The organism is Paenibacillus nicotianae, assembly GCF_042681745.1.
Lineage (GTDB): Bacteria > Bacillota > Bacilli > Paenibacillales > Paenibacillaceae > Saccharibacillus > Saccharibacillus nicotianae.
The window spans coordinates 1,135,966-1,162,068 of record NZ_JBHUGF010000010.1; the positions used below are offsets into that span (position 1 = coordinate 1,135,966).

Sequence of the window (26,103 nt, forward strand, 5' to 3'; positions counted from 1 at the left end):
AACAGTGAAATGTTTAAGGAGGAAATGAAGCAAATGGCACAAATGAATATGAAAGAAGCGATTCGTGATGCGCTTCGCGTTGAATTGAAAAATGATCCTAATGTGATCCTTTTCGGAGAAGACGTAGGTCATGTTGGTGGCGTATTCCGCGCAACAGAAGGTCTGCAAGCAGAATTTGGTGAAGATCGTGTATTTGATACACCTCTTGCTGAGTCAGCTATCGGTGGTTTGGCAGTAGGTTTGGGTATCCAAGGATTCCGTCCTGTTGCTGAAATCCAATTCGTAGGTTTTATTTTTGAAGCACTTGACCAAATGGTTGTTCAAGCAGCTCGTATGCGTTACCGTTCTGGTGGCAAATACAATTCTCCAATCGTTTTCCGTACACCTTTCGGTGGCGGTGTAAAAGCGGCAGAATTGCATACTGATTCTCTAGAAGGCTTGCTTACACAAACTCCAGGTATCAAAGTGGTTATCCCTTCTAACCCTTACGATGCTAAAGGACTTATGATCGCATCTATTCGTGATAACGATCCTGTATTCTTTATGGAGCATTTGAACTTGTACCATGCATTCCGTGCAGAAGTACCAGAAGAAGCTTATACAGTAGAATTGGGTAAAGCAAACGTAGTACGTGAAGGTTCTGATGTAACGATCATCGCTTACGGCATGATGGTTCATACAGCTACTAAAGCGGCTGATCAATTGGCTGAAGAAGGAATCAAAGCAGAAATTATTGACCTTCGCACAGTAAGCCCGATTGATATTGATACAATCGTAGCTTCTATCCAAAAAACAAATCGTGCAATCGTTGTTCAAGAAGCACAAAAAAGTGCTGGCGTAGCAGCAGAAGTTATTGCACAAATCAATGAAAAAGCAATCTTGCACTTGGAAGCTCCAGTACTGCGTGTAGCAGGACCAGATACTGTTTATCCATTTGCACAAATTGAAGATTCTTGGTTGCCATCACCTAAACGTGTGATCGATGCTGTGAAAAAAGTAGTAGAATTCTAAAATAGTTTTTATTGTCAAAAGGCGGGTACATGAGCATATTCATTCAGTTTGATGATCGTCCTTTGGATACTCGTTAAATCGAAGAATATAATTTTGCGGACGCCTTTTGGCTTTGAAATATGCACTAAATAGATAATGTAAAGAGATGTTGCTGAATGATAGGAGTGGAATCAATTGTTCAGCAATCTAAATAGGGAGGTTTTGCAAGTGGCAAAATTTATTTATAAATTTCCAGAGCTTGGTGAAGGTTTGCATGAAGGCGAAATCATCAAAATGCATATCAAACCAGGTGATAAAGTAACAGACGATAGCATCATCATGGAAGTACAAAATGATAAAGCAGTAGTTGAAGTACCTTGTCCAGTTGATGGAACAGTACTTGAAGTATTGACAAAAGACGGTCAAGTTTGTCATGTAGGCGAAACGGTAGCAATTATCGAAGCTGAAGGTGACATTCCAGATCAAGACGAAGAAGAAACAGCTCCAGAACAAAAGAGCGGTCAAGAACAAGAATCTGTTCAAGGCGGAGTAGATACAACTTCATCTCCTGCTGCTGACAGCCCTGCTGATGCAAAAGAAGGTAAAGAAACAAATGCTTCTACACCAGCAGCTCCTAACAAAGATGTTCTAGCTACTCCAAGCGTTCGTAAATTTGCTCGTGAGCAAGGTGTTGATCTAGCACAAGTTAGTGGCACTGGCAACAACGGTAAAATTACACGCGAAGATGTAGAATCGTTCAAACAAGGTGGCGGACAAGTTTCTTCCCAAACTGCAGAAGTAGCAGCAGAAGAAAAAACATCTGCTCCAGTTGCACCAGCGGCAGCTCCTACAGCTATCGCAACAGGTGGAGACGAAGAGCGCGTACCATTCAAAGGTATTCGTAAAGCGATCTCTAACGCTATGGTTAAATCCGCATACACAGCTCCACACGTAACGATTATGGACGAAGTAGACGTTACAGAATTGGTTGCTTTCCGTACGCGTATGAAACCACTTGCTGAGAAAAAAGGCATCAAAGTAACATACTTGCCATTCATCGTAAAAGCACTTGTTGCTGCTACTCGTGAATTCCCAGCATTGAATGCTTCTATCGACGAAGCTTCTAACGAAATTGTATACAAAAAACATTATGATGTAGGTATTGCTACAGACACAGATAACGGTCTTATCGTTCCTGTTGTTAAAGATGCAGACCGTAAGAGCATCTTCATGATCGCAAGCACAATCAATGATTTGGCTGTACGCGGTCGCGAAGGTAAATTGTCTGCTAATGAAATGCGTGGAAGCACTATTTCTATCTCTAACATCGGTTCTGCTGGCGGTATGTTCTTTACTCCAATCATCAACTTCCCAGAAGTTGCTATCTTGGGAACTGGACGTATCAGCGAAAAAGCTGTTGTTAAAAACGGCGAAATCGTAGCAGCACCTGTAATGGCTCTATCCCTAAGCTTTGACCACCGTATTATCGATGGTGCAACAGCACAGAACTTTATGAACTTTATCAAATCACTTCTCGCTAATCCCGAGTTGCTGGTTATGGAGGTGTAATCAATGGTAGTAGGCGATGCTTCACTCGATATTGATACTTTAGTTATTGGTGCAGGACCTGGTGGATATGTAGCTGCTATTCGTGCGGCTCAATTAGGTCAAAAAGTTTTGATCGTAGATAAATCCGAACTAGGCGGCGTGTGTTTGAACCGCGGTTGTATTCCTTCTAAAGCGCTAATCTCTGCAGCTCACCAATTTGAAGCTGCACAACATGGCGAAGCTTTTGGTATTACGGCTGAAAATGTAAAAGTGGATTTCTCCAAAACTCAAGAATTCAAATCAGGCGTTGTTAAAAAAATGACTTCTGGTGTAGCTGGATTGTTGAAAGGTAACAAAGTAGAAGTATTCCAAGGCGAATGCATGTTCATCAACCAAAATGAAGCACGTGTATTCAACGATCATGAATCTCCTCGTTACCGTTTCAAAAACTGTATTATTGCAACAGGTTCTCGTCCAATCGAACTTAAAGCATTCCCATTTGGTGGACGTATTCTTTCTTCTACAGAAGCATTGAATTTACCTGAAATTCCGAAAAGCATGGTTGTTATCGGCGGTGGTTACATCGGCGCTGAGCTTAGCCAAATGTATGCTAAATTCGGTACTAAAATTACAATCATCGAAGGTCTGGATACAGTATTGCCAGGATTCGATAAAGATATGACTAGCCTTGTTGCTAAAAACATGAAGAAATCCGGTATGGAAATCTTCACGAACGCAAAAGCGGAAAGTGCAGAGCAAACAGATAAAGACGTAACTGTTAAATTCAGCGTTGGTGGCGAATCTAAAGAAGTTACAGCAGACTACTTGCTAGTAACTGTTGGTCGTCGTCCTAACACTGATGGTGAGTTGGGTCTTGATTTGATCGAGTTGGAATTGGACGATCGTGGTTTGATCAAAATTGATCACCAAGGACGTACAAACATTCCTCATATCTTCGCTATCGGTGATATCGTTGCTGGTCCTGCTCTAGCTCACAAAGCTTCTTACGAAGCTAAAGTAGTAGCTGAAGTTATTGCTGGTGAATCATCTGTAATCGACTATAAATGTGTTCCGGCTGTTGTATTTACGGATCCTGAATGCTCTAGCGTTGGTTATACTGAGACAGAAGCAAAAGAAAAAGGATACAAAGTATCTGCTGGTAAATTCCCATATGCAGGTAACGGTCGCGCAACTTCTTTGAACAACACAGAAGGTTTCGTGAAAATCGTAGCAGACGAAGAAACAGGTCTTGTTCTGGGTTCTCAAATCGTAGGTTTGGAAGCTTCTAACATGATCGCTGAAATGGGTCTTGCTATCGAAATGGGCGCAACTCTTGAAGATTTGGCTTTGACTATCCATGCGCATCCAACATTGGGTGAAATCGTGATGGAAGCGGCTGAATTGGTTATGGGTCACCCTATCCATGTTATCGCTCCACGCAAAAAATAATAAATAAACATTATTGGTATGTATAATTATGATCTTCATCTAAATGATTGTACGTATCATAAATGATTACTCTAAGCCGCCAGAATATACTTCTGGCGGCTTTTTGTTGTTCATAAATACTCGTATATCAAACATAGATTATAAAAAGAATTGACAATACGCCTATCCATCAGTATATAATAATTTAATAGTAATTATTACGATTAAAGAACAATGGGGGAAAATTTTATGATAGACAATCAACAATCCAAAATTCCAGTAACTGTACTTAGTGGTTATTTAGGGTCAGGTAAAACAACTGTTCTAAATCATGTGCTTAATAATCGAGAAGGTTTGAAAGTAGCCGTTATTGTTAACGATATGAGCGAAGTAAATATTGATGCAAGCTTAATTAAATCAGGTAGTACATTATCTCGAACAGAAGAAAAGCTAGTCGAAATTTCAAATGGATGTATCTGTTGTACATTACGTGATGACCTTTTATTAGAAGTAAAGCAGTTAGCCGAAGAAGGTAGATTTGATTATATACTTATCGAATCGTCAGGGATTAGTGAACCTATTCCTGTTGCTCAGACATTTAGTTATGCAGATGACTCACTAGCTTTTGATTTAACGACAATTACACGTCTGGATTGCTTGGTGACTGTTGTAGACAGTAATCGTTTCTGGCATGATTATGAGTCGGGTGAAACACTGCTAGAGCGAGGAGAAGCAGTAGGTGAAGATGATACACGTGATGTTGTTGATTTGTTGATCGATCAGATTGAGACTTGTGATGTCGTTATTTTGAATAAATGTGATCTGGTTAGTGAAGCAGAATTAAATAAATTAGAAGCTGTTATTCATAAACTTCAACCGAATGCACGCATTATCCGCACTACAAAAGGCCAAATTGATCCTAAAGAAATTTTAAATACTCATTTATTTGATATGGAGAAAGCTTCTACTTCCGCAGGATGGATGCAAGAGTTGCAAAAAGATCATCATACTCCTGAAACAGAAGAATACGGTATTCATTCTTTTGTATATCGACGTAGACGTCCTTTTGCACCGCAGCGACTATATGATTTTATGGAAGAGTGGCCTGAATCTATTATACGAGCCAAAGGACTTGTTTGGTTAGCTACAGGTGAAGATGTAGCAGCTACATTAGGGCAGGCAGGTACCTCTATTCAATTTGGTCCTGCTGGAAATTGGGTCGCAGCATTACCTGAAGAGGAACGACAACAGATTTTGGCAGAAGAACCAGAATTACTAGAACAATGGGATCAGCAGTGGGGAGATCGCATGACAGAAGTTGTTTTTATCGGAATAGGACTGGATCAAAAGACTATGGAGTCTGAATTAGACCAGTGTTTGTTAACAGATCAGGAGATGGAGTTAGATTGGTCAACACTTCACAATCCTTTACCCTGGTTACCATCAGAAGAAGATCATGTAAATGAAGCGGTAACTCATTTATTTGGTTCATCAGTATAGATAGATTTATAAACATTTTGTAGTATTTCTTTTGAAAAAATCAAGCATATTCAATGTAAATATACAGCAATCTATGATATAATAGAAAAGGCTGTTGGACATCATATCTGTTCGGTAGTGAACAGATTGAGCAAAGATTTAACCTATCCTTTAATGAATATGGTGTTTTTCTGAAAATTGAAGTTGAACATTTTTCACAATTAGGGTACATTAGTATAGTTGAATATTTTTGTTTATTAATTAGTGAAGTGAGGTGAATTCACATGCGCGTTATCGTAACTATGGCATGCACAGAGACTGGCGACCGTAATTATACTACAACCAAGAACAAAAGAAATCATCCAGAACGTCTTGAGTTGAAAAAATATTGCCCACGTCTAAAAAAATACACGATCCATCGTGAAACTCGTTAATATTGATTAACGTCTAAACGTTCGCCCATCTGTTTTATACAGATGGGTGTTTGTGTTTTTGAAGATGTTTTCAATAGCAGTTGGCTTTAGGATTTTTAGGATAAAGGTGAGATCATAGTTTATTTTTTATTATTAGATTGTATTACATATAAATGCAGATTGAATATTTAGCATCATCTATTGGTATAAATGTCTATATGAATAATCACCTGATTTTGGTATTATAATAAGAAGCTAAATAGATACGGATATGGGTATATTCTATATTGAACGTTTAGCGAAGTCTTATAATGAGGTGAATTATGAAAGCATATTTAGAGCTATTACAAGATATTTTGGATGAAGGCGTAGAAAAATCAGATCGCACAGGAACAGGAACAACTTCTGTTTTTGGTAGACAAATGCGTATTGATTTACAAAAAGGGTTTCCTTTATTAACAACGAAGAGGTTACATACTCGTTCGATTATACATGAATTGTTATGGTTTCTTAGTGGTAGTACCAATATTAAATATTTACAGGATAATGGGGTTACGATCTGGGATGAATGGGCAGATGCCGAAGGAAATCTAGGGCGTGTATATGGAGCGCAGTGGAGAACATGGCGTGGCCCGGGTGGAGAAGTGATTGACCAGATTACATCTGTGATCGACAGCATTAAAAACAATCCAGATTCACGTCGCCATATTGTGAATGCATGGAATGCAGCAGAAGTGGATTCGATGGCTTTGCCACCTTGTCATTATGCTTTTCAATTTTATGTAGCCAATGGCAAATTATCTTGCATGTTCCAGATGCGTTCGGTAGATACATTCCTCGGCTTGCCATTTAATCTGGCTTCGTATGCACTTCTAACTCATATGGTTGCACAGCAGTGTGATCTTGAAGTGGGCGATCTGGTATGGACAGGTGGAGATGTTCATATCTATGCTAACCATATGGAGCAAGCGAAATTACAGTTAACGAGAGAACCATATCCATTGCCTCAGCTTCGTTTAGCTCGCAAACCAGATTCGATTTTCGATTATCATTTTGATGATTTTATTTTTGAAAATTATGAGTATCATCCAGGAATAAAAGCACCGATTTCGGTCTAATAAATAGGTTTATCGTTTAATTTACAATGAGCTCTTATTATCTTTTCTGTTACAAAAGAAAAGGATTAAGAGTTTTTTGTTATAGTAAAGTAATTTTTAAAAGTGATATTATGTATTATTGCTGTACATCAAATAGGTGCTTATTACATCGCTACATAAATAACAAAAAAATAAATAATGAGATAGTCTAACAAATGTTTAACAGATACAGAATGATTAAATTTATGAATGGCTATCTATAAAATATTTTATATATTGATTTTTTACAAATGATTGAGTATGTAAGGTTATAAAAGGTTCGGAATTTGGATAATAATGTGATGCCAATGATAGGTTTTGATGATATGATACACTATAAACCTGTCTCAACATATATTTTAGACATATGGAGGTCGTAAGTGTAATGACGATTACAATGATATGGGCGCAAGCAACCAATGGGGTTATTGGCAAAAATAATGACCTACCCTGGCGATTGCCGCACGATATGGCTTATTTCAAACAACAGACTCAGCACAAAACAGTAATCATGGGACGTAAAACATGGGAATCATTTGGTAGTAAACCATTACCGAATCGTCGTAATATTATTTTAACAAGAAGTCATGATTTTAAAGCTAATCATGCTGAAGTAGTACATTCAGTAGAAGAAGCGATCCAGTTAGCAGATCCACAGCAAGAATTGATGGTTATCGGTGGATCTACAATTTATAAGCAATTTTTGGATCATGCAGATCGGTTATTAGTTACAGAAATCGATCATGATTTTGCAGGAGATACGTACTTTCCAGAAGTAGATTGGTCGAAATGGAAAGAGGTTGCTGCTATTCAAGGTATTCGCGACGACAAAAACGATTATAATTATTATTTTAAAGAATATTTGCATATTTAATCATTTTATGAGATATTTATGCGAAAATAAAAATGAGTTATCTCTTATGTATAGATATATAATCGTTGTTATTATCGATTTGAGATGTGTAGTAAAGCTATAGACTGGATCGCAGAATTAAGCGAATACGGTGAAAAAACGCGAAAATCCAAGAAATATGCTTGCAAGATGTTTCACCACGGTGTAATCTCTATGTAAAAAGTACAAACAATCATGCGCATAATCCATTTTGTATTTATTTGTGTGAATGATAATCTAGAAAATAAACTTATTACAAGCAAGTATTGTGTTTTGCAAGTAGTATTCTTACACCTAGATCCACTAAATAAAGAGAAGATAACAAGATTGGATATCATCAAATTATCTGTACAACAAGCTTAGCAGTGACAGAACGGATGGGGGAAATGTTAAAATGTCTACACCAACTGGATTCATGGAATACAAAAGACAAATTCCCGCGGATCGCAATCCGCTTGAACGCGTAAAAGATTGGCAAGAGTTCCACAAACATATGGCAGAAGATGAGCTTCGTACACAAGGCGCTAGATGTATGGATTGTGGCACACCTTACTGTCACACAGGAATGGATATGGCAGGTGGAACTTTTGGTTGTCCGGTTCATAACTTGATTCCTGAATGGAATAACTTGGTGTATCGTGGATTGTGGAGAGAAGCGCTAGAACGTCTACACAAAACAAATAATTTTCCTGAATTTACAGGGCGTATCTGTCCAGCACCGTGCGAAGGTTCGTGTACGGTAGGTCTGATCGGACAACCGGTAACGATCAAAACCATTGAAGAAGCGATTATTGAAAAAGGTTTTGAAGAAGGTTGGGTTGTTCCACAACCACCTGAAAAACGTACAGGTCGTCGTGTAGCGGTTATCGGATCAGGTCCAGCCGGTCTGGCGTGTGCAGCGCAATTAAACAAAGCAGGTCATTCAGTAACGGTCTATGAACGTTCTGATCGTGTCGGTGGATTATTGACTTATGGTATTCCAACGATGAAATTAGACAAAGGTATTGTTCAGCGTCGTGTTGACCTTTTGATAGCAGAAGGTATTGAATTTATTACAGGTACAGAAATCGGTAAAGATATTCCGGCACAACAATTGGTCGATGAATATGATGCTGTTATACTTTGTGGCGGTGCAACGAAACCGCGTGAATTCAATATTGAAGGTAGCGAGTTAAATGGTGTTGTCTATGCTATGGATTTCTTAAACGGTTCTATTAAAAGTTATCTAGATAGCAACCTTGAAGATGGTAACTATCTATCTGCTCAAGATAAAAATGTAATCGTTATTGGTGGCGGTGATACTGGTTCTGACTGTGTAGCAACTTCGGTTCGTCATGGTTGCAGTACAGTGACTCAATTTGGTACACATGACAAAGCACCACTCGAACGTGATCCTATTAGTAACCCTTGGCCACAATTTCCTAACGTATACACATTGGATTATGCACAAGAAGAAGCAAAAGCGATATTCGGTAGTGACCCGCGCGAATTTTCAATCATGACTACTAAATTTGTTGGAGACGAAAATGGTAACTTGAAAGAGTTGCATACGATTCAAATTCAACGGATTGTCGATGAAACAGGTCGTAAAATCTACCAACCAATCCCGGGTACTGAAAAAGTATTCCCTGCGGAACTTGCTCTAATTGCTATCGGATTTGATGGCCCTGAACAAACGCTTCCACAACAGTTAGGTCTAGCAACAGACCGCTGGACAAATGTCAAAGCGCGTTATGGTAAATACAACACAAATGTAGATAAAGTATTTGCTGCCGGTGATATGCGTCGTGGTCAAAGTCTGGTAGTCTGGGCGATCAATGAAGGACGCGAAGCTGCGCGTGAAGTGGATAAATATTTGATGGGCTCTACTGTGCTTGTATAATAGAATCAATAGAAGCACATGTAATATCAGAATATTTAAAATTAATAAATATAATCTGTATAGATGATTATAAAAGCTACAGTATGTAGAGAATCCTTCTCGCGTACTGTAGCTTTTATTGTGTTACATCTGGAAATCTCAATTTGAATTATCAGTCCAAGTTCAAAAGATACGTATAAAACTTCAATCGAAATTTGAATAAGGCTATGTTATAATAGGTAGCAATAGCAAGTACGTGGGCAAGGGGGCTACACTCCAGGGTGTGGTCCCTTTTTGTCGCTAAGATACAATCCATTCCCGGAAAGGAATGAACGAAATGAAAATATTAATCGTAGCAGAAAAGCCTGATATGGGACGGAATATTGCTGCTGTGATGGAGCCTAAAGCACGCAATCACCGTACATATTTGGAAGGGGAACAATATATTATTACATGGGCGATTGGTCATTTAATAGGACTGGCAGAACCGGATGCATATGATCCCAAATATAAAAAGTGGAACTTCAGCGATCTTCCTATTATTCCAGAACAATTTAAAATTGTACCTAATCCACGAACGAAAGATCAATTGAATACGATCGGAGAACTTGCTAAGCGCTGTGACCGCATTGTAAACGCCTGTGATGCCGGGCGGGAAGGTCAGCATATATTTGCGCTTATCCAGCGTCAATTGAAGCTTACACAGCCTGTCAAACGCTTATGGATATCAGATCTAACACCGGAAAGTATTCGTAAAGGATTTGTTGAATTAAAAGACGGGCAAGAATTTGAAAATTTAACCCGGGCAGCGAGAGCACGAAGTGAAGCAGACTGGTTAATCGGCATGAATGCGTCACGCGCGTTTACGATCAAGCATAACAATTTATTATCTGTAGGGCGTGTACAGACTCCTGTATTAGCATTGATCTATGATCGGCAAAAAGAAATCGAAGCGTTTGATTCGCAAACGTTTTATGAAGTGAGAGCTACGTTCAAGCAAGCAGACAAAAGTTATACAGGAGTCTGGCAAGGCGATCGTATTACCGATCAAGCCAAAGGACAGGCGATAGTTGATAAAGTCAAAGGTAAACAAGGACAGATTACCAAATACGATATACGGGAAAGTAAAGAATATCCGTACAAACTGTATGATCTTACATTGCTACAACGGGATGCGAATGCCAAATTTGGGTACTCCGCCAAAAAAACTCTTGATACTGCGCAAGCATTGTATGAAAAGCATAAAGTTATCAGCTATCCACGTACTAACTCGAACTATGTCACCGAGCAAAATATTGATGGTATGCATAAAGTGCTAGGGATGCTCAAAAATACACCGTATGAACAACTGGCAGAAGGCGCAGAAGGTAAACGGGTACATGTTAATAACAAAGCGGTCTGTAATCCTTCCAAAGTGGAAGATCACCATGCGATTTTACCGACGTTGAAAAAGCCGGGTACACTTAGCAAAGAAGAACAGCAATTGTATGATCTAATCGTACGTCGTTTTCTAGCACAATTTTATCCACCTGCTGAATACAAGCATCATACTGTTATGACAACTGTAGAGCAGGAAACATTCAAAACAGCAGTCAAAGAATTGTTGTTTTTAGGATGGAAAGCCACATTGCCTGATAAAGATAAATCCAAATCTTCCAATAAATCTTCAGCCAAAAATGAAAATGGTAAAGAAGAGGAACCAGAGGAAGAAGTACAAGAACCTTTTGTTATTGATGAGAAGCAGCCTGTGCAATGTAGCAAAGCAGAAGTAAAAGAAAAAGCAACACAGCCGCCCAAGCATTATACAGAAGGTACATTGCTCAAAGCGATGGAAAGTGCAGGCAAGCAGATCGAGAATGAAGAATTACGTGATGCCATGAAAGAGTCGGGTCTGGGTACACCTGCTACACGAGCAGCGACGATAGAACGACTGAAGCAAGTCGGATATATTAATACTCAAGGTAAAAAGATGGAGTTAACGTTAAAAGGACGTGCTGCGATCGAATTGATTCGTGCGGCTGGAGTAGAACTTCTTACTTCACCAGAAATGACGGGGCAATGGGAACGTAGGCTTAATCAAATTTCACGCGGAGAAGCAGATTCTGATCGCTTTTTAGAAAGTGTGAAGAAATTTGCGGCATCTGTGATCGAAAAGGTAAAAACACAATCGCCTGCGATTGCTGGACGATTTGGCGATGACTCGCGTTCAGCTGGTAAAGGGAACCGTTCTTCTAAATCTACACGTACTGTCGCAAGTAAAGGAAGTACAAGCACAACCAACGGCAGTACAAAACGTCCTACAAGCAAATCAACTGCTACCTCAGCATCCAAGTCGTCAACAGCGAATTCGGCTACAGCTACAGTATCGATGGGAGCGGCTGGAGAGCATACAGCACTTGGCAAATGCCCCAATGCTAATTGTGGCGGGCAAATTATCGAAGGGCGCAAAGGATACGGTTGTTCACATTTCAAACAAGGATGTACTTTTGTAATCTGGAAAGAATTTGCGGGTAAAAAAATATCAGTCTCTATGCTCAAAACGTTATTGCAAAAAGGAGAGACGCAAGCTCTTGCTTTTAAAAAAGGAAATGAAACGCATAAAGGACGCATCAAATTAGTCGATCAGGAATCAGGCAAATTGATCGTCGAAGCTGTAAAATAAATCTACTATGTAGCTGTTTGTTATACACGATAGGCGAGTAAAAACAAAAAAACGGACCGGGAATTAACCCGATGTCCGTTTCTTTTGCTGTTGCGTCAGACTTTCATGAATGACTTGAGGTACTTCAATCAATTGCGATATGGTGTAGAACGGAAGATTATCATCATGTTGAAGTTGCACAACATCATATGCCCATTCATGAGATTGTTTAAGATAAATCGTATTGAGAGAAGCATGTAGAGCAGGTTGAACATCAGAACGTAAAGAGTTACCGATCATCCATGTATCCTGACGTGGAAGCACATGCGAATTTATAATTTCTTCGAGCGCATGAATATTTTTATGCTGACGAATAAAGATGCGGTCTTCGAAATAAGATGTTAATTTCATTTGATCGATTTTGCGTTGTTGAATTACCGTTTCACCACCGGTATACAGATACAGGGTATGACCTGCTTGTTGAAGAATTTCTAGCGTTTCTACCATTCCTGGATAAGGTTCTACTTCTTTTTCGTATACGCTATTACCTAGTAGACGCAATTGATTTTCTTCGTGTTCACTTACAGGTCGTCCGACTAATTGACTGAAGTGATGATAAGTTTCAACTAAAGATTTGGGAAAATGTTCACTAGCGAAACCGACTCTATGCACGCCAGCTACATCGATTTCGATTTGCTTTTGACGAATTGCTTCCATCGTTACCTCTGGATTATGGAACCATTCGGATAACAGACTGATAAATTCATCTAAAATAAGATTAAAATATTTGTTACAATGGATCAGCGTATCATCCATATCAAAGATAAGGTGCTGATGTCGAATGTCTTTCATGTAATTCACTCCTTAAATACGGATATACGATTCGAGGAACAGTTGAAGCTCAGAAGCACCGTCCTGTCGAATACTAAAACGTTCAATATCTCCTCTACCGAGGTGGATACGCAATAAACCTGCCACTCTAAGCATCATCAGATGATGCATAAGCGACTCTTGCGGTTGTAATAAATAGTGAGCCATATCTTGCAACGAACGTGGTTCACCGCCAATGTAGCGCAGCATACGCAGACGTTCTGGATCGGATAATGCTCGTGTCATACGTAAAAGAACATTCGGTGGATGTTCTTCATCTTGTTCGGGTACATCAACCGGATATTGAATCAATAATACGCCTTCGTAAAAGCAATACGTATTAATGGGACGATTGTGTACAGTCGGGAATAAGATGACCGTATTTAACTCGGGGAAAGGATCTACCACTAATCCGCCTGAAGCATATTCAATGAGTGCGCTCGGGTCCATTTTATCCAGTAACCCTTTTTTTTCTTTGGCATCTTCTGTGATTAATTCAAGAATTTCATCTTCGATATGATGAAAGTAATGTTCATACCATAATTTTAGCAGTGGAGCATAACTGGTCTGGATACGTCTGGTATCAATCAACGTCATAGTCGGTAGCAGTTCGTGGATCTCATTCCACATCTCATCTTCAGATGCATTTTCTAAATGATTTAAAAAATCACGAACAGAACCGTCAGCATGACGACAGCTTGCCCAAGCATATAATACATCAAAATCATCAAAAGGCCACGAAGAAGCTTCTAATATAGCAGAACGCACTCCAGGGCTTAGTTGGTTGTCGATGTCTCTGATCCATTCTGAACCCAGATCGATATCACGAATCCATTTTTTGGTCACATAGACCATAAAACTTCCGAGTAAATCGTAGATCGGAGACACATCTATTTTCACGTCATAGCTCATGAAACCAGAACCCTCCCAAATAATATCTATTCAACAATAGATGAATCTTATTTCAGATTCAACATAGTGTAACAATATAACCTTTTTATACGTCTACAATCAAGTCAATATATCGGTTATTATCATGTTATTATGGCTTGTTTACTTGTAGGTTGTCCACTATAATGTTCGGATGGTATTTTGCAAAAGAGGAATTCGATGATTCATTTACATCTTGTTTCATTACATAATTGGAGGAACTATCGTGCTCAAAACATCGTCCCAGCATTCGCAATCGATTCATTCAGTTTCCAAAGTTCATTTTGCTATTTTGATTATTGCTATTATCGTAGCCGGTATCAGCCAAGGAATGTTATTACCTGTACTGGCTATTTTTCTCGAAAAAATGGGGGTATCTTCAACACTAAACGGGTTAAACGCCGCTGTATTATATATCGGTTCATTTGGAATGACACTGGTCGCAGAACGATTATTAGGTATTTTAGGATTTAAAAAATTAATGCTTGGCGGTTTATTACTGGTACTTATTACATTGCCGTTATTTCCGCTATATCCCAGTATTATTTTCTGGTTCGTATTAAGATTATTAGTCGGTGTTGGAGACAGTGCTGTTCATTACTCTGCTCAATTATGGGTATTGATGATGACTCCTTCAGAACATCGTGGTCGTAATCTTTCGATCTACGGCATGTCATACGGTATCGGATTCAGTATCGGGCCGCTAGGTATCAAATTATTAGATTGGGGAGTATACGCTCCATTTTTACTACTTGCAGCATTATTTCTGATTGTTGTGATTCTTGTCATCTGGAAATTACCACATGGAACACCTGAAAAAACAGCAACCGATGAACCTGCACAACGCCGATTTACCAAAAGTTATAGCTGGGCCTGGTATGCGCTGATTCCTGCTTTCTTATACGGATATATGGAAGCGGCAATGAACAGCAATTTCCCTGTGTATGGATTGCGAGTTGGATTTTCAACAGGGGATATAGCGTTCTTACTTCCTTTTATCGGTATCGGAGGATTAATCCTTCAGCTTCCTTTAGGGATATTAAGTGATCGTTATGGACGCAAAAAGATGTTGATGATCTGCGGGGGACTGGGTGGATTACTATTTTTATTTGTTCCTATGGCAGAAACGAATATGATCGCAATCGCTGCTATTTTTGCATTAGCAGGCGGCTTAATCGGTTCTTTCTTTTCGTTAGGACTGGCTTATGCCGCAGATATGTTACCCAAAGTATATTTGCCTGCCGCGAACGTATTGGCTTCTTTTCATTTTAATGCAGGGAGTATTATTGGGCCGGCTCTGGGAGGAAAAGGAATAGAGATGGGTTCACCGGCTAGTTTGTTTTGGGTTTTGGGTGGTTGTTATATGATTTTTGCGGCTACTGGTTTTATATTTAAAGAAAAATCAAAATAATCAGGCGCAGTAGATGGCATTTCTTTGCTTTTTCCCCTAAACTAATAAGTAATGGTTCTATGTGCATACCAAAGTGCTACAAATGAATATGATAAGCAATAGCAATTATAATTCATTCCAGTAATCACCAGATAAAGAAGGGCGGCTCATAATAGATGTCGATGATCAAAATAGAGAATCTAACAAAGACGGTCGGTGAAAATAAAACCAAAGTATTGGATCGGATTAGCCTGGAAATTCAGCATGGTGAAATGATTGCTATTTTGGGACCGAGCGGTAGCGGTAAAAGTACATTACTTAAATGTCTGGCGATGAAAGAATCGTGGACAGACGGTAGCTTTCAAGTAGGAGATATCGATATTATGAAAGCGGGATTTAGCGGTAAACGCAAAATCTCGCGCGAATGGGCTTATGTGGAACAAAGTCCTCAGCTTCATCCTGAACGAACAGCTCTCAAAAATGTATTGATTGGACAAGCAGGGCAGACACCCATCTGGCGTATGTTAACAGGTATGGTGCGTTCGGATGACTATATGGGAGCAATGGATGTATTAGAAAGTCTAGGATTGTTAGACAAAGCTCACCAAAAAGCAAGTACATTAAGCGGTGGTGAACGTCAACGTGTCGCCATAGCGCGTGCTCTTGCTCATGGTGTCAAAGTAGTTCTTGCCGATGAACCTATTACAGGACTTGACCCCAAATCTGGTGAAGATGTGATCAAAACACTTCGTGCATTATGCAGTAGTGAACGGGTCACTATCATTACTGTGATTCCTTTAGAACTAGCCGAAAAATATGCAACACGCATTATTGGACTACAAGAAGGACATATTTCTTTTGATATTAAAGGTCGGAGATTGACCAGTGCAGAGCGTCGATTGTTATAACAGATTTAGTTAATGAAAAGAGTGATACTATTGAAATGGAATCTATGGGTACGCCTGGCGACAGTAACAACGTTATTGATCCTGCTAAGCGGTTGTGAACTCATTTCAGATCCGAAAGGGCTTATGCAATTACCACAGCTACCTTCGGATAAGCAGACACTAAGTAGTACAATCCAAGCAGCTTTACCCCCCGGTGCCAAGCTTGCCAATCCCAAAAATGGTAATTCCAATGATTGGATTCAACAAGCAGATCTGGATGGAGACGGCAAAATGGAAGCTATTGCTTTCTATACCACTTCTGATGCTCGAATCAACGGTATGATTTTTGAACAATCCGGTTCAGATTGGATTAAAAAAAGAGATATTGAAGGGCAAGGATATGTACTGGAAAGTGTAGAAATCAAAGATATTACTCATGATGGACATAAAGATCTGATTGTAGGGTACTCCAATGCGATCAATACAACGAGCAGTGGAGTAGATAGCCTGCAAAAAAACTTGGTGATCTATAGTTATGACAAAGGTGAGTTGAATATTGTAGACAAAAAGCCTTACACTTATTATGAGATTTTGGATATGAACGGTGATGGTGTTGATGATCTGACAACGATGTACATGAGCCGTAATAGTTATTTGACAATCACGAATTTCCGTTACAAAGATGGATTCCAGGAAGTTGATTCAATCGATCTGGATTCAACGATTACGTTAGGGTTTTATAATGTAGTCGCTGGCAAAGTGTCTAAAGATCAAAATGGAATTATTATGGATCAATTATTAGGTTCATTTTCTGGATTTACCCATTTAATCGTGATGGAAAATAATAAGCTTCGAGATGTATTCCCGATTAGCAAAGCCGCTACATTCAAAGATTCGTTGATTTATAGCGATGATGTTAATGGAGATGGCATACTGGAAATTGGAATGCTACAAATTCCATTAGGTTGGGAAAATATCGAAACAAGCGAAATCCCATACTTTATTTATTATTATCAGTGGGATGAACAAAATAGTCTAAAGTTAGTGAGTCAGCAATATCGAGATGATCAAGGACGGTTTGTATTGAAATTTGCACCGGAATGGAACGATAAAATCACACTCGATACGAAGTCTAATAAAGATCAAGATTTGCGCTTTATATTGAAAGATACCGGAGAAAAAGTAGCAGAAGTTCGCTTCTTTACTTCAGCTCAATGGAACAATCAAACGAATAAAGATTGGGAGCTTATTACAACCTCCAATGATCAATATATTGCACTCTGGCAAAACACAAAAAATAATCTGATATTGAATTGAGGAGGTCTATTTTTATGAGTAAAGTGTTAATTATGGAAGATGAGGAATCTATCCGCAGTTTTATTATTATTAACTTGAAGCGAAATGGATTTGAAGTCATAGAGACAGAGAACGGTGAGCAAGCTCTGCATATGCTAGAAACGGTTCCTGATATTGATATTGCTTTGCTTGATGTAATGGTTCCGGGTATTGATGGATTTGAAGTATGTCGTCGTATTCGTGAAAAAAATGAACGCATTGGCATTGTCTTTTTGACAGCGAAAGTGCAAGAACAAGATAAAGTGTATGCTTTATCTGTTGGCGCAGATGACCATATCAGCAAACCATTTAGCCCAACAGAATTGATTGCTCGTATTCAATCTTTGCTACGTCGTGTCAATGTACAACGTGAATCGAATACCAAAGTATCATTTGAATCGGGTCCATTTACACTGGATCTGATCTCAAAACAATTTAAGAAAAAAGGTCAACAAATCGAATTGACACCAACCGAGTTCTCATTGGTTCAATTTTTCCTTGAAAAAGAAAATACACCACTTAGTCGCGATCTATTGTTAGATCATGTATGGGGCAAAGAGTATATGGGCGATCCCAAAATTGTAGATGTAAATATTCGTCGTTTGCGTCAAAAAATCGAAAACAACCCGTCTGAACCTGAATTCCTGCAAACGGTGTGGGGACATGGTTATAAATGGAGAGGCCGGGAGTCCTAATGATCAAAAAAGGCATTAGCCGCCAGATTGTTTTGCATTACTTTATTGTTGTATTTCTGGCGTTGCTATTGGTAGAGTTAGTCTTTTTATTCTCTATGCGTACGTATTATTACGACAGTATTTACAATTATCTCAATAGCTCTACAGATGTACCGCAGAACATTATCAGCGATCAGTCCAGCCCTGTGAAATATCAAGAGATTATTCAGCGTTATGAGTTAGGTGATACCGTTGAAGTTCAACTTCTGGATACACTGGGAAATGTATTGCAAAACTCGACTAATTTTAGAGTAGATAAACCGATTCAGACCGGTGATATTCCACAAGCATTAGCAGGATCTACCGGTCGCTGGATTGGTAAGCAAGCAGGCACTGGTGAAAACGTTATGGCAGTGACCCGACAAATTCAAGTTAATGGTGATAATTATCTGGTGCGTTATGTGACATCGCTAGAACGTGTCAATCAGAAGTTATTAACGATTACGATGGTTGCGGTAGGCGTGGGAGCCGCAGTCTTGATTATTGTGCTTGTCGTCAGTCTAGGGTTGGCTAACTCGATTGTAAGGCCGCTGAACAATATTATTGGTGTCTCTACGTTAATGGCAAAAGGAGACTTTAATGCCCGAATCAAAGGTAATTATCCTCATGAAATTGGTGAGCTTGCTTCTACTCTAAATTATATGGCGGAAGAAATTATTCGTAGTAATCAGATCAAAGACGATTTTATTTCTTCGATTTCACATGAATTGAGAACACCTCTTACCGGTATTAAAGGGTGGAGTGAGACATTGGTTTCGGGAGGATTCGATCCTGAAGAAACAAAGCTGGGTATGAGTATTATTTCCAAAGAAACTGACCGTCTGATTGGACTGGTAGAAGAAATGCTCGATTTCTCAAAACTACAACAAAATCAGATGAAAATGGTTATTGGTGAAGTGAATCTCAAAGAAGTACTACAAGAAACGATGCTTAATGTCTGGGCCAAAGCAGAACAGAAAAAAATTCAGCTCAAATTAGAACCGGGCGAGCGTCCATTTATCGTACAAGCTGATGGTAATCGCTTAAAACAGGTCTTTCTAAATATTGTTGATAATGCGATCAAATTTTCACCGGAAGAATCTACAATCTTTATTATGCTAACAGAAGTGTCACCTGAACGTGTACGCATATCGATACAAGATGCAGGTATAGGCATCAGTCGGGAACATTTAGAAAAAGTAAAAGATCGCTTTTTCCAGGTGAATCCGAACAGAGGCGGTACAGGATTGGGACTTGCTATTACACAGCAAATTGTACAATTGCATAACGGGGAAATGTATATTGACAGTGAACTTGAAAAAGGTACAACAGTGATGATCGAGCTTCCTTTAACAAAACAACAAGAAATATTACAGCTTACGTAAATTCATGATGTAAGGAGGATAACCATTTGACATTACAACAACCACAAGCTGGAGATTTGCAACTTCGCATAATCCGAGCAGATCAGCAACATGCCGAACAGGTAACCTCTTTGTTAGTGAACGCGGCAGAGTGGATGGCATCTAAAGGCATCGAACAGTGGAAAAAGGAAATGTTTACTTCGGAGTTGATTGACAGTTATTTTGCAGAACGTGAAGTGTTTCTTCTTTATGTAGGTGAGCAACCAGCAGCGATGTTCACTCTACAATCGGGAGATCCCGATTACTGGCAACATTTAGATGATAAAGACTATTTGTATTTGCATCGTTTAACAGTACATCAAGATTTCAGGAGTCTAGGATTAGGTGCTATTCTAATTCAGTGGGCTACTAACTATGCATTAACATCTGGCAAAAAAGGGCTTCGTCTTGATTGTATGGCACATTTACCTACATTGAATCGCTTTTATCAAAGTCAAGATTTTCGTTATATGGGTACTCATGAAGTAAAAGGCCGTTTGGCAAGTCTTTATGAGAAGCTTCCACCTGCCAAAGATCATCAGATTCGATTAGAGTATTTTCTCGAAAAAGATTTTGATGATTTATTGGGATGGTCAGGTGATGCCAAGTTTCTGCAACAGTGGAGTGGAATAGGGTGGGAATATCCGCTAGACACTACCGATCTTGAAGCTCATTTGGAAGGTTCTAATCATCCTCTGTTTTCAGATCAATTGATCTATATCGTAGTCGATCGAACAACAAATAACAAAATCGGACATGTAGCATTAAGTAGAATTGATCGCACTAATCTATCTGCACGTATCTCAAAATTGCTAGTTGGTGACCCTAATGCAAGAGGCAAAGGATATGGACGCCAAATCATTCAAGAGTTATTGCGGATCGGTTTTGATACATTAGGAATGCACCGCATAACTTTAGGGGTGTACGATTATAACGTATCTGCGATCAAGTTGTATGAATCTTGTGGATTCAGTAAAGAAGGATTAATGCGAGATTCTTCCTGGTTAGATGGACAATATTATAGTGTATATGAAATGAGTATTCTTGAAGATGAGTGGAGAGCGCTCCAATCGCAATCTACATGATTCAGTAAGCAGAAGATACGCATTTGAATGTAATCCAATAAACCAAACAAAAAAAGCGATAGCCTAATGGCTACCGCTTTTTTATTTATAATGACTATTCTATAAAGGAATAGTATGTTGTCGTTATTAGATTACAACCCACCAGCACGTAATCTGCTGGACTTCTCATATACTTCTTGAAGTAAGCGTGCAGGTTGTGTACGAACCACAGGTTTAGCATGAATGATTTCGTAAGGAGCCACTACTTTAATATCATTAGCAGTACCTTTAATCACAGCGCCTTCTTTGATTACCGCACCTTCAGCAACAATAGCATATTCCACTTGAGCATGTTTGCCAATTACCGCACCGGGCATAATCACACTATGACGAACATGAGCAAACTTACCGATTTCAGCGTTATTAAATACAACAGAACGTTGTACATCGCCTTCTAAGATCGCTTGATCACTTACCATAGAACAGTTCGGTACTTGACGCTCACGAGCAATTGTAGTCTCTACTTGTAAGCTAGGGGAGAACATAGGCCAAGCTTCATTTTTCAGCTCAAATTGTTGACTATCGCTTAGAATATCCATATGAGCTTCCCATAAGCTATCGATAGTACCAACGTCTCTCCAGTAACCTTGGAATTCGTAAGCTACTACGATTTGATGTTCAGCAAGCATTTGCGGAATAATATCTTTACCAAAGTCATGATTAGAATCTGCTTTGGCAGCATCTTCAATCAGATGACGTCTCAAATATTGCCAGTCAAATACATAAATACCCATAGATGCTAGGTTGCTTTCAGGTTGAGCAGGCTTTTCAGAGAATTTGGTAACATTCATAGAAGAGTCAGTACTCATGACACCAAAGCGACTAGCTTCTTCCCATGGAACTTCCATTACCGAAATCGTAGCTTTTGCTTGATGTTGAATATGGTAAGCAATCATATCACTATAATCCATATGATAAATGTGATCACCAGAAAGTATCAAAACATTTTCAGGATTGAGCGCGTCAAGATAAGCGATATTTTTTGTAATCGCGTCGGCTGTTCCCATATATTCACCTGTTGCTTCAGAAGACAACAGAGAGATGTTCATTTGAAGATCGGATGTAGACCAAGCATCCCCTTGATCGATATGGTCATGAAGCGATGCAGCTTCATATTGCGTCAGTACACCGATCGTATCGATACCTGAATTCACGCAATTACTGAGAGGAAAATCAATAATTTTGAAGTCTCCGCCAAACGGTACAGCTGGTTTGGCTACAATAGATGTAAGTGGTGCGAGTCTGCGCCCTTCTCCTCCGGCCAGCAACATAGCAACACACTTTTGATTTTTCATTAACTTTTCCCTCCAACTATATAATGACAACGCTCATGATGATGTAATAATTTATAACCTTCAAAGATAATGCTTGAAACAAGTTTATTGTAAAATTTTTTCATTCCTCATCTTATGTTCCCCTTTCTGTGCGAAATGGAGTCTTTTCAACTTTATAAAAGAAGGGTAATAGTTGTAGTTAGTGACTTAAATCGTTTACCTATTCTAATCAGGGTGATAATAAATTAGAATAGATAAAGAAGATATCAAATCATGATAAAATCATGTATACATTTATTAGTTAGCGGGGTGATGTTTTGAGTCAAAAACGGACAGTTTACGGAGAGCCAACTCCAGAAGAACTTTATCTTTTTCATGAAGGCACCAATTATCATACGTATCGTCATTTTGGATCTCATGTGACATCAGAAAATGGAGAATCCGGTGTACGTTTTAGTGTATGGGCACCTCATGCAACACACGTTGGTGTGGCAGGAGATTGGAACAATTGGGATGGAGAACATTATCAATTACATAAACTTTCCAACTCGGGAGTATGGACAGGTTTTTTACCAAATATTCATGAAGGAACTTTATATAAATATCATATTACTTCATCTAATGGAGATTCATTTCTCAAAGCTGATCCGTATGCTCATTATGCCGAAGTACGTCCAGCAACAGCTTCGGTAGTTGCTTCGTTATCTGGATATACATGGAATGATGCGGTGTGGAGACGCAAACGTCGTGCTCCTTATCGCAAGCCACTAAATATTTATGAAATGCATTTTGGAACATGGAAACAAAAAGAAGATGGTAGCTTTTATAGTTATCGTGAGTTAGCAGATATTTTGATCCCGTATTTGGTCGATATGGGGTATACGCATTTGGAATTGATGCCATTAACTGAGCATCCCTATGATCTATCTTGGGGCTATCAAAGTACAGGATACTTTGCACCCACAAGTCGGTATGGAACTCCGCAAGAGCTAATGTATTTCGTAGATGCTTGTCATCAAGCCAATATTGGTGTGATTTTGGATTGGGTTCCCGGGCATTTTACCAAAGATGCTCATGGACTGCGTATGTTCGATGGTACTCCATTGTATGAATATGCTGATCCAGATCGAGCAGAGAAAATCGGATGGGGAACATTATCATTTGATTTTAGCAAGCCGGAAGTTCGTTCGTTTCTTATTTCAAGTGCATTATATTGGATGGAAATGTTCCACTTTGACGGTCTACGTGTCGATGCTGTAACCAGTATGATTCGCCTTGATTTTGGAAGAGAAACGGTTGGAGGATGGAAGCCCAACGAACAAGGTGGAGCTGAGAATAAAGAAGCTATTTTATTTTTGCAACAGCTTAACAAAACAATTTTCCAATATTATCCTCATGCTTTAATGATGGCAGAAGAATCAAGTGCATGGCCGGGAGTAACTAAGCCTGCACATGAAAATGGGCTTGGTTTTAACTATAAATGGAGTATGGGCTGGATGAATGATACGCTCGATTATATGGAATCTGATTTTGAGCAACGGCCAGAAAAGCACAATTTATTAACGTTCCCGATCACGTATGCGTTTGCTGAAAATGCAACACTACCATTGTCCCATGATGAAGTAGTGCATGGTAAAAAATCGTTGTTAGATAAAATGCCTGGCGCTTATGAGCAAAAATTTGCAGGTCTGCGTTTATTGCTGGCATATCAAATGACTCATCCTGGTAAAAAGTTGTTATTTATGGGTGGTGAATTTGGGCAATTTATCGAATGGAAAGATCAAGATCAACTGGATTGGTTGTTACTTGAATACGATATGCACCAGAAAATGAAAAATTATACGCGTGAACTGAATCATCTATACCTTCAATTACCTGCTCTATGGGAACAAGATCATGAATGGCAAGGATATGAATGGTTAAATGCAGATGATGCTGCACGTAGTGTAATTACGTATATGCGAAAAGGAAAGAAAACAAACGATACACTGATTATAGCGATTAATTTCCAACCTATTCCACAGGTGAATTATCGTGTAGGTGTACCAAAAGCAGGAACCTATGAAGAAATATGGAATAGTGATGAACCTCGCTTTGGCGGAACAGGTGGACGAACAGAATCGTTACTATTTTCGGAGAAAGTTCCTTTTCATCAGCAAGAACAAAGTATAGAAATAACGTTACCACCACTTAGTGTCATTATTTTAAAGCGTCGAACCTCAAGTAGACGCAAACTATAGAAGGAGGACATAAATGATGAATATTTTATTTGCAGCAGCAGAAGCGAATCCTTTTATCAAAACAGGGGGTCTTGCTGATGTTATAGGAGCATTACCTCAAGCGCTACAAAAAGAAGGATCAGATGTACGGGTTGTGTTACCTTTTTATAAAAGTATTCCTGCACCGATTCGTGAAAAGTCTGTCTTGCTAAAAATCATTCAAGTGCAAGTGGGATGGCGTAGTCAATACTGTGGCATTATGCAGTATATTGAAAATGGAGTTACGGTTTATTTGATTGATAATGAATATTACTTTGGACGTGATGGTATTTATGGATATGGAGACGATGGAGAGCGCTTTGCATTTTTCAATCGTGCAGTATTAGATATTTTACCAGCAGTCGATTTCCAACCGGATATTATTCATGCGCATGATTGGCATACAGGAATGGTACCAATGCTACTCAAAGCACAATACCGTTATAATCCATTTTACGCTAACATACACAGTGTATTTACGATTCATAATCTGCTATATCAAGGAATATTCCCTTACTCCGTTCTGGGAGATTTGCTAGGTATGGATGATCGTTATTTCCAATCAGATGGAATTGAATATCATGGCAATGTAAGTTTTATGAAAGGTGGACTGGTGTTCGCTGATCAAGTGACTACAGTGAGTCCAACCTATGCCGAAGAGATCAAAATGCCATATTACGGTTACGGATTAGAAGGATTGCTTGGTTCTCTAGGAGATCGATTACATGGAATCGTTAATGGAATCGATACGAAAAGTTATAACCCGGCAACCGATACGTATCTAACCAGTAACTATCGTAGTGCAACAGCCAAACGTACAGCTAACAAACTAGCTTTGCAAGAAGAGTTGGGATTACCTATTGATGCCAAAATTCCTATGATTGCGATGGTTACTCGTCTGGCTGAATCGAAAGGATTAGATCTGGTGACTCGTGTGCTGGATGAATTGTTATATTATGATGATGTACAATTTGTTATTTTGGGCACAGGGGAGCCAGAATATGAAGATTGGTTCCGCGAAGCAGTCGCTCGTCATTCGACTAAACTTGCAGCAGAGATTAGATTTAGCGAGGGTGTAGCACGTCGTATCTATGCAGGTAGCGATATGTTCTTAATGCCTTCTAAGTTCGAGCCTTGCGGTATCAGTCAATTGTTGGCGATGCGTTATGGTAGTATCCCGATCGTACGCGAAACAGGTGGATTAAATGATACTGTACAATCATTTAACGAATTTACAGGAGAAGGTACTGGATTTACATTTGCGGCTTACAATGCTCATGATATGTTATTCACGATTCGTCGCGCGTTATCTATTTATCACCAGCCTAAAGAGTGGAAAAAAGTTGTGAAAAATGCGATAACTGGTGAGTATAGCTGGCAGGTATCTGCGCAAGAATATTTGGAAGTGTATCGTAAAGCATCAGAAGCGTAATTATAGTGAAATAGTAAAAAGATACAGGCTAAGAGGTCAAAAAGGCTACCCAAAAGATACAGAATACCGGGTAGCCTTTTCTTATCCTTATCACTATGA

At 39.1% G+C, this 26,103-nt stretch carries 20 protein-coding genes; 17 read left to right on the forward strand and 3 right to left on the reverse strand.

Annotated elements, in window-relative coordinates; genetic code table 11:
* Positions 1-33 precede the first annotated feature (33 nt).
* From ACFSGI_RS09290 to ACFSGI_RS09330, 9 genes are all read left to right on the forward strand, one after another.
* Complete coding sequence (locus ACFSGI_RS09290; protein ID WP_204823850.1) at positions 34-1,011, forward strand: alpha-ketoacid dehydrogenase subunit beta; 978 nt, start codon at positions 34-36, stop codon at positions 1,009-1,011.
* Between the two features lie 207 nt (positions 1,012-1,218).
* Positions 1,219-2,559, forward strand: coding sequence for a dihydrolipoamide acetyltransferase family protein (locus ACFSGI_RS09295; protein ID WP_204823851.1), 1,341 nt, complete (start codon positions 1,219-1,221; stop codon positions 2,557-2,559).
* A gap of 3 nt (positions 2,560-2,562) precedes the next feature.
* Positions 2,563-3,987 (forward strand): dihydrolipoyl dehydrogenase, encoded by a 1,425-nt coding sequence (lpdA, locus tag ACFSGI_RS09300; RefSeq protein WP_204823852.1) that lies wholly within the window; start codon positions 2,563-2,565, stop codon positions 3,985-3,987.
* 228 nt (positions 3,988-4,215) lie between these two features.
* A complete protein-coding gene (locus ACFSGI_RS09305) occupies positions 4,216-5,466 on the forward strand; it encodes a GTP-binding protein (protein WP_204823853.1) in 1,251 nt (416 codons plus the stop codon).
* A gap of 263 nt (positions 5,467-5,729) precedes the next feature.
* Positions 5,730-5,879: a 50S ribosomal protein L33 gene (gene rpmG, locus ACFSGI_RS09310; RefSeq protein ID WP_083243303.1), complete on the forward strand. Its 150-nt coding sequence runs from the start codon at positions 5,730-5,732 to the stop codon at positions 5,877-5,879.
* Positions 5,880-6,181: 302 nt separating this feature from the next.
* The gene (thyA, locus tag ACFSGI_RS09315; RefSeq protein WP_204823854.1) at positions 6,182-6,976 is read left to right on the forward strand and encodes a thymidylate synthase; all 795 of its coding nucleotides are present in this window, start codon (positions 6,182-6,184) and stop codon (positions 6,974-6,976) included.
* Positions 6,977-7,379: 403 nt separating this feature from the next.
* Positions 7,380-7,868 (forward strand): dihydrofolate reductase, encoded by a 489-nt coding sequence (locus tag ACFSGI_RS09320; protein WP_204823855.1) that lies wholly within the window; start codon positions 7,380-7,382, stop codon positions 7,866-7,868.
* 412 nt (positions 7,869-8,280) lie between these two features.
* The gene (locus ACFSGI_RS09325; RefSeq protein ID WP_204823856.1) at positions 8,281-9,768 is read left to right on the forward strand and encodes a glutamate synthase subunit beta; all 1,488 of its coding nucleotides are present in this window, start codon (positions 8,281-8,283) and stop codon (positions 9,766-9,768) included.
* A gap of 316 nt (positions 9,769-10,084) precedes the next feature.
* A complete protein-coding gene (locus tag ACFSGI_RS09330; RefSeq protein WP_204823857.1) occupies positions 10,085-12,409 on the forward strand; it encodes a type IA DNA topoisomerase in 2,325 nt (774 codons plus the stop codon).
* Positions 12,410-12,472: 63 nt separating this feature from the next.
* Here ACFSGI_RS09330 and ACFSGI_RS09335 read toward each other — a convergent pair whose 3' ends face one another.
* Together ACFSGI_RS09335 and ACFSGI_RS09340 are read right to left on the reverse strand one after the other, a co-directional pair.
* Positions 12,473-13,240 carry an HAD family hydrolase gene (locus tag ACFSGI_RS09335; RefSeq protein WP_204823858.1) on the reverse strand — a complete coding sequence of 256 codons (768 nt, stop codon included), beginning with the start codon at positions 13,238-13,240 and terminating at the stop codon, positions 12,473-12,475.
* Between the two features lie 12 nt (positions 13,241-13,252).
* Complete coding sequence (locus ACFSGI_RS09340; protein ID WP_204823859.1) at positions 13,253-14,170, reverse strand: helix-turn-helix transcriptional regulator; 918 nt, start codon at positions 14,168-14,170, stop codon at positions 13,253-13,255.
* A gap of 244 nt (positions 14,171-14,414) precedes the next feature.
* On the opposite strand from ACFSGI_RS09340, the gene ACFSGI_RS09345 reads away from it, so the two are divergent.
* The 6 genes from ACFSGI_RS09345 (at position 14,415) to ACFSGI_RS09370 (ending at position 21,001) form a co-directional block, all read left to right on the forward strand.
* Positions 14,415-15,599 (forward strand): MFS transporter, encoded by a 1,185-nt coding sequence (locus tag ACFSGI_RS09345; RefSeq protein WP_379283036.1) that lies wholly within the window; start codon positions 14,415-14,417, stop codon positions 15,597-15,599.
* Between the two features lie 161 nt (positions 15,600-15,760).
* Positions 15,761-16,486, forward strand: coding sequence for a phosphonate ABC transporter ATP-binding protein (locus ACFSGI_RS09350; RefSeq protein WP_204824968.1), 726 nt, complete (start codon positions 15,761-15,763; stop codon positions 16,484-16,486).
* A 12-nt stretch (positions 16,487-16,498) separates the two neighbouring features.
* On the forward strand, positions 16,499-17,782 hold the full coding sequence (locus ACFSGI_RS09355; protein ID WP_379283038.1) for a hypothetical protein: 1,284 nt from the start codon (positions 16,499-16,501) through the stop codon (positions 17,780-17,782).
* A gap of 14 nt (positions 17,783-17,796) precedes the next feature.
* Positions 17,797-18,495, forward strand: a complete 699-nt coding sequence (locus tag ACFSGI_RS09360) for a response regulator transcription factor (RefSeq protein ID WP_069325954.1) — start codon at positions 17,797-17,799, stop codon at positions 18,493-18,495.
* Positions 18,495-19,898, forward strand: a complete 1,404-nt coding sequence (locus tag ACFSGI_RS09365; protein WP_204823861.1) for a sensor histidine kinase — start codon at positions 18,495-18,497, stop codon at positions 19,896-19,898. The genes ACFSGI_RS09360 and ACFSGI_RS09365 overlap by 1 nt, the downstream gene beginning before the upstream one ends.
* A 26-nt stretch (positions 19,899-19,924) precedes the next feature.
* Positions 19,925-21,001: a GNAT family N-acetyltransferase gene (locus tag ACFSGI_RS09370; RefSeq protein ID WP_204823862.1), complete on the forward strand. Its 1,077-nt coding sequence runs from the start codon at positions 19,925-19,927 to the stop codon at positions 20,999-21,001.
* 131 nt (positions 21,002-21,132) lie between these two features.
* Here ACFSGI_RS09370 and ACFSGI_RS09375 read toward each other — a convergent pair whose 3' ends face one another.
* Positions 21,133-22,335: a glucose-1-phosphate adenylyltransferase gene (locus tag ACFSGI_RS09375; protein WP_204823863.1), complete on the reverse strand. Its 1,203-nt coding sequence runs from the start codon at positions 22,333-22,335 to the stop codon at positions 21,133-21,135.
* A 296-nt stretch (positions 22,336-22,631) separates the two neighbouring features.
* Here ACFSGI_RS09375 and glgB point away from each other — a divergent pair, with 296 nt between their 5' ends.
* Together glgB and glgA are read left to right on the forward strand one after the other, a co-directional pair.
* Complete coding sequence (gene glgB, locus ACFSGI_RS09380) at positions 22,632-24,554, forward strand: 1,4-alpha-glucan branching protein GlgB (protein ID WP_204823864.1); 1,923 nt, start codon at positions 22,632-22,634, stop codon at positions 24,552-24,554.
* Between the two features lie 16 nt (positions 24,555-24,570).
* Positions 24,571-26,004: a glycogen synthase GlgA gene (gene glgA / locus ACFSGI_RS09385; RefSeq protein WP_204824969.1), complete on the forward strand. Its 1,434-nt coding sequence runs from the start codon at positions 24,571-24,573 to the stop codon at positions 26,002-26,004.
* The last annotated feature ends 99 nt before the right edge of the window (positions 26,005-26,103 follow it).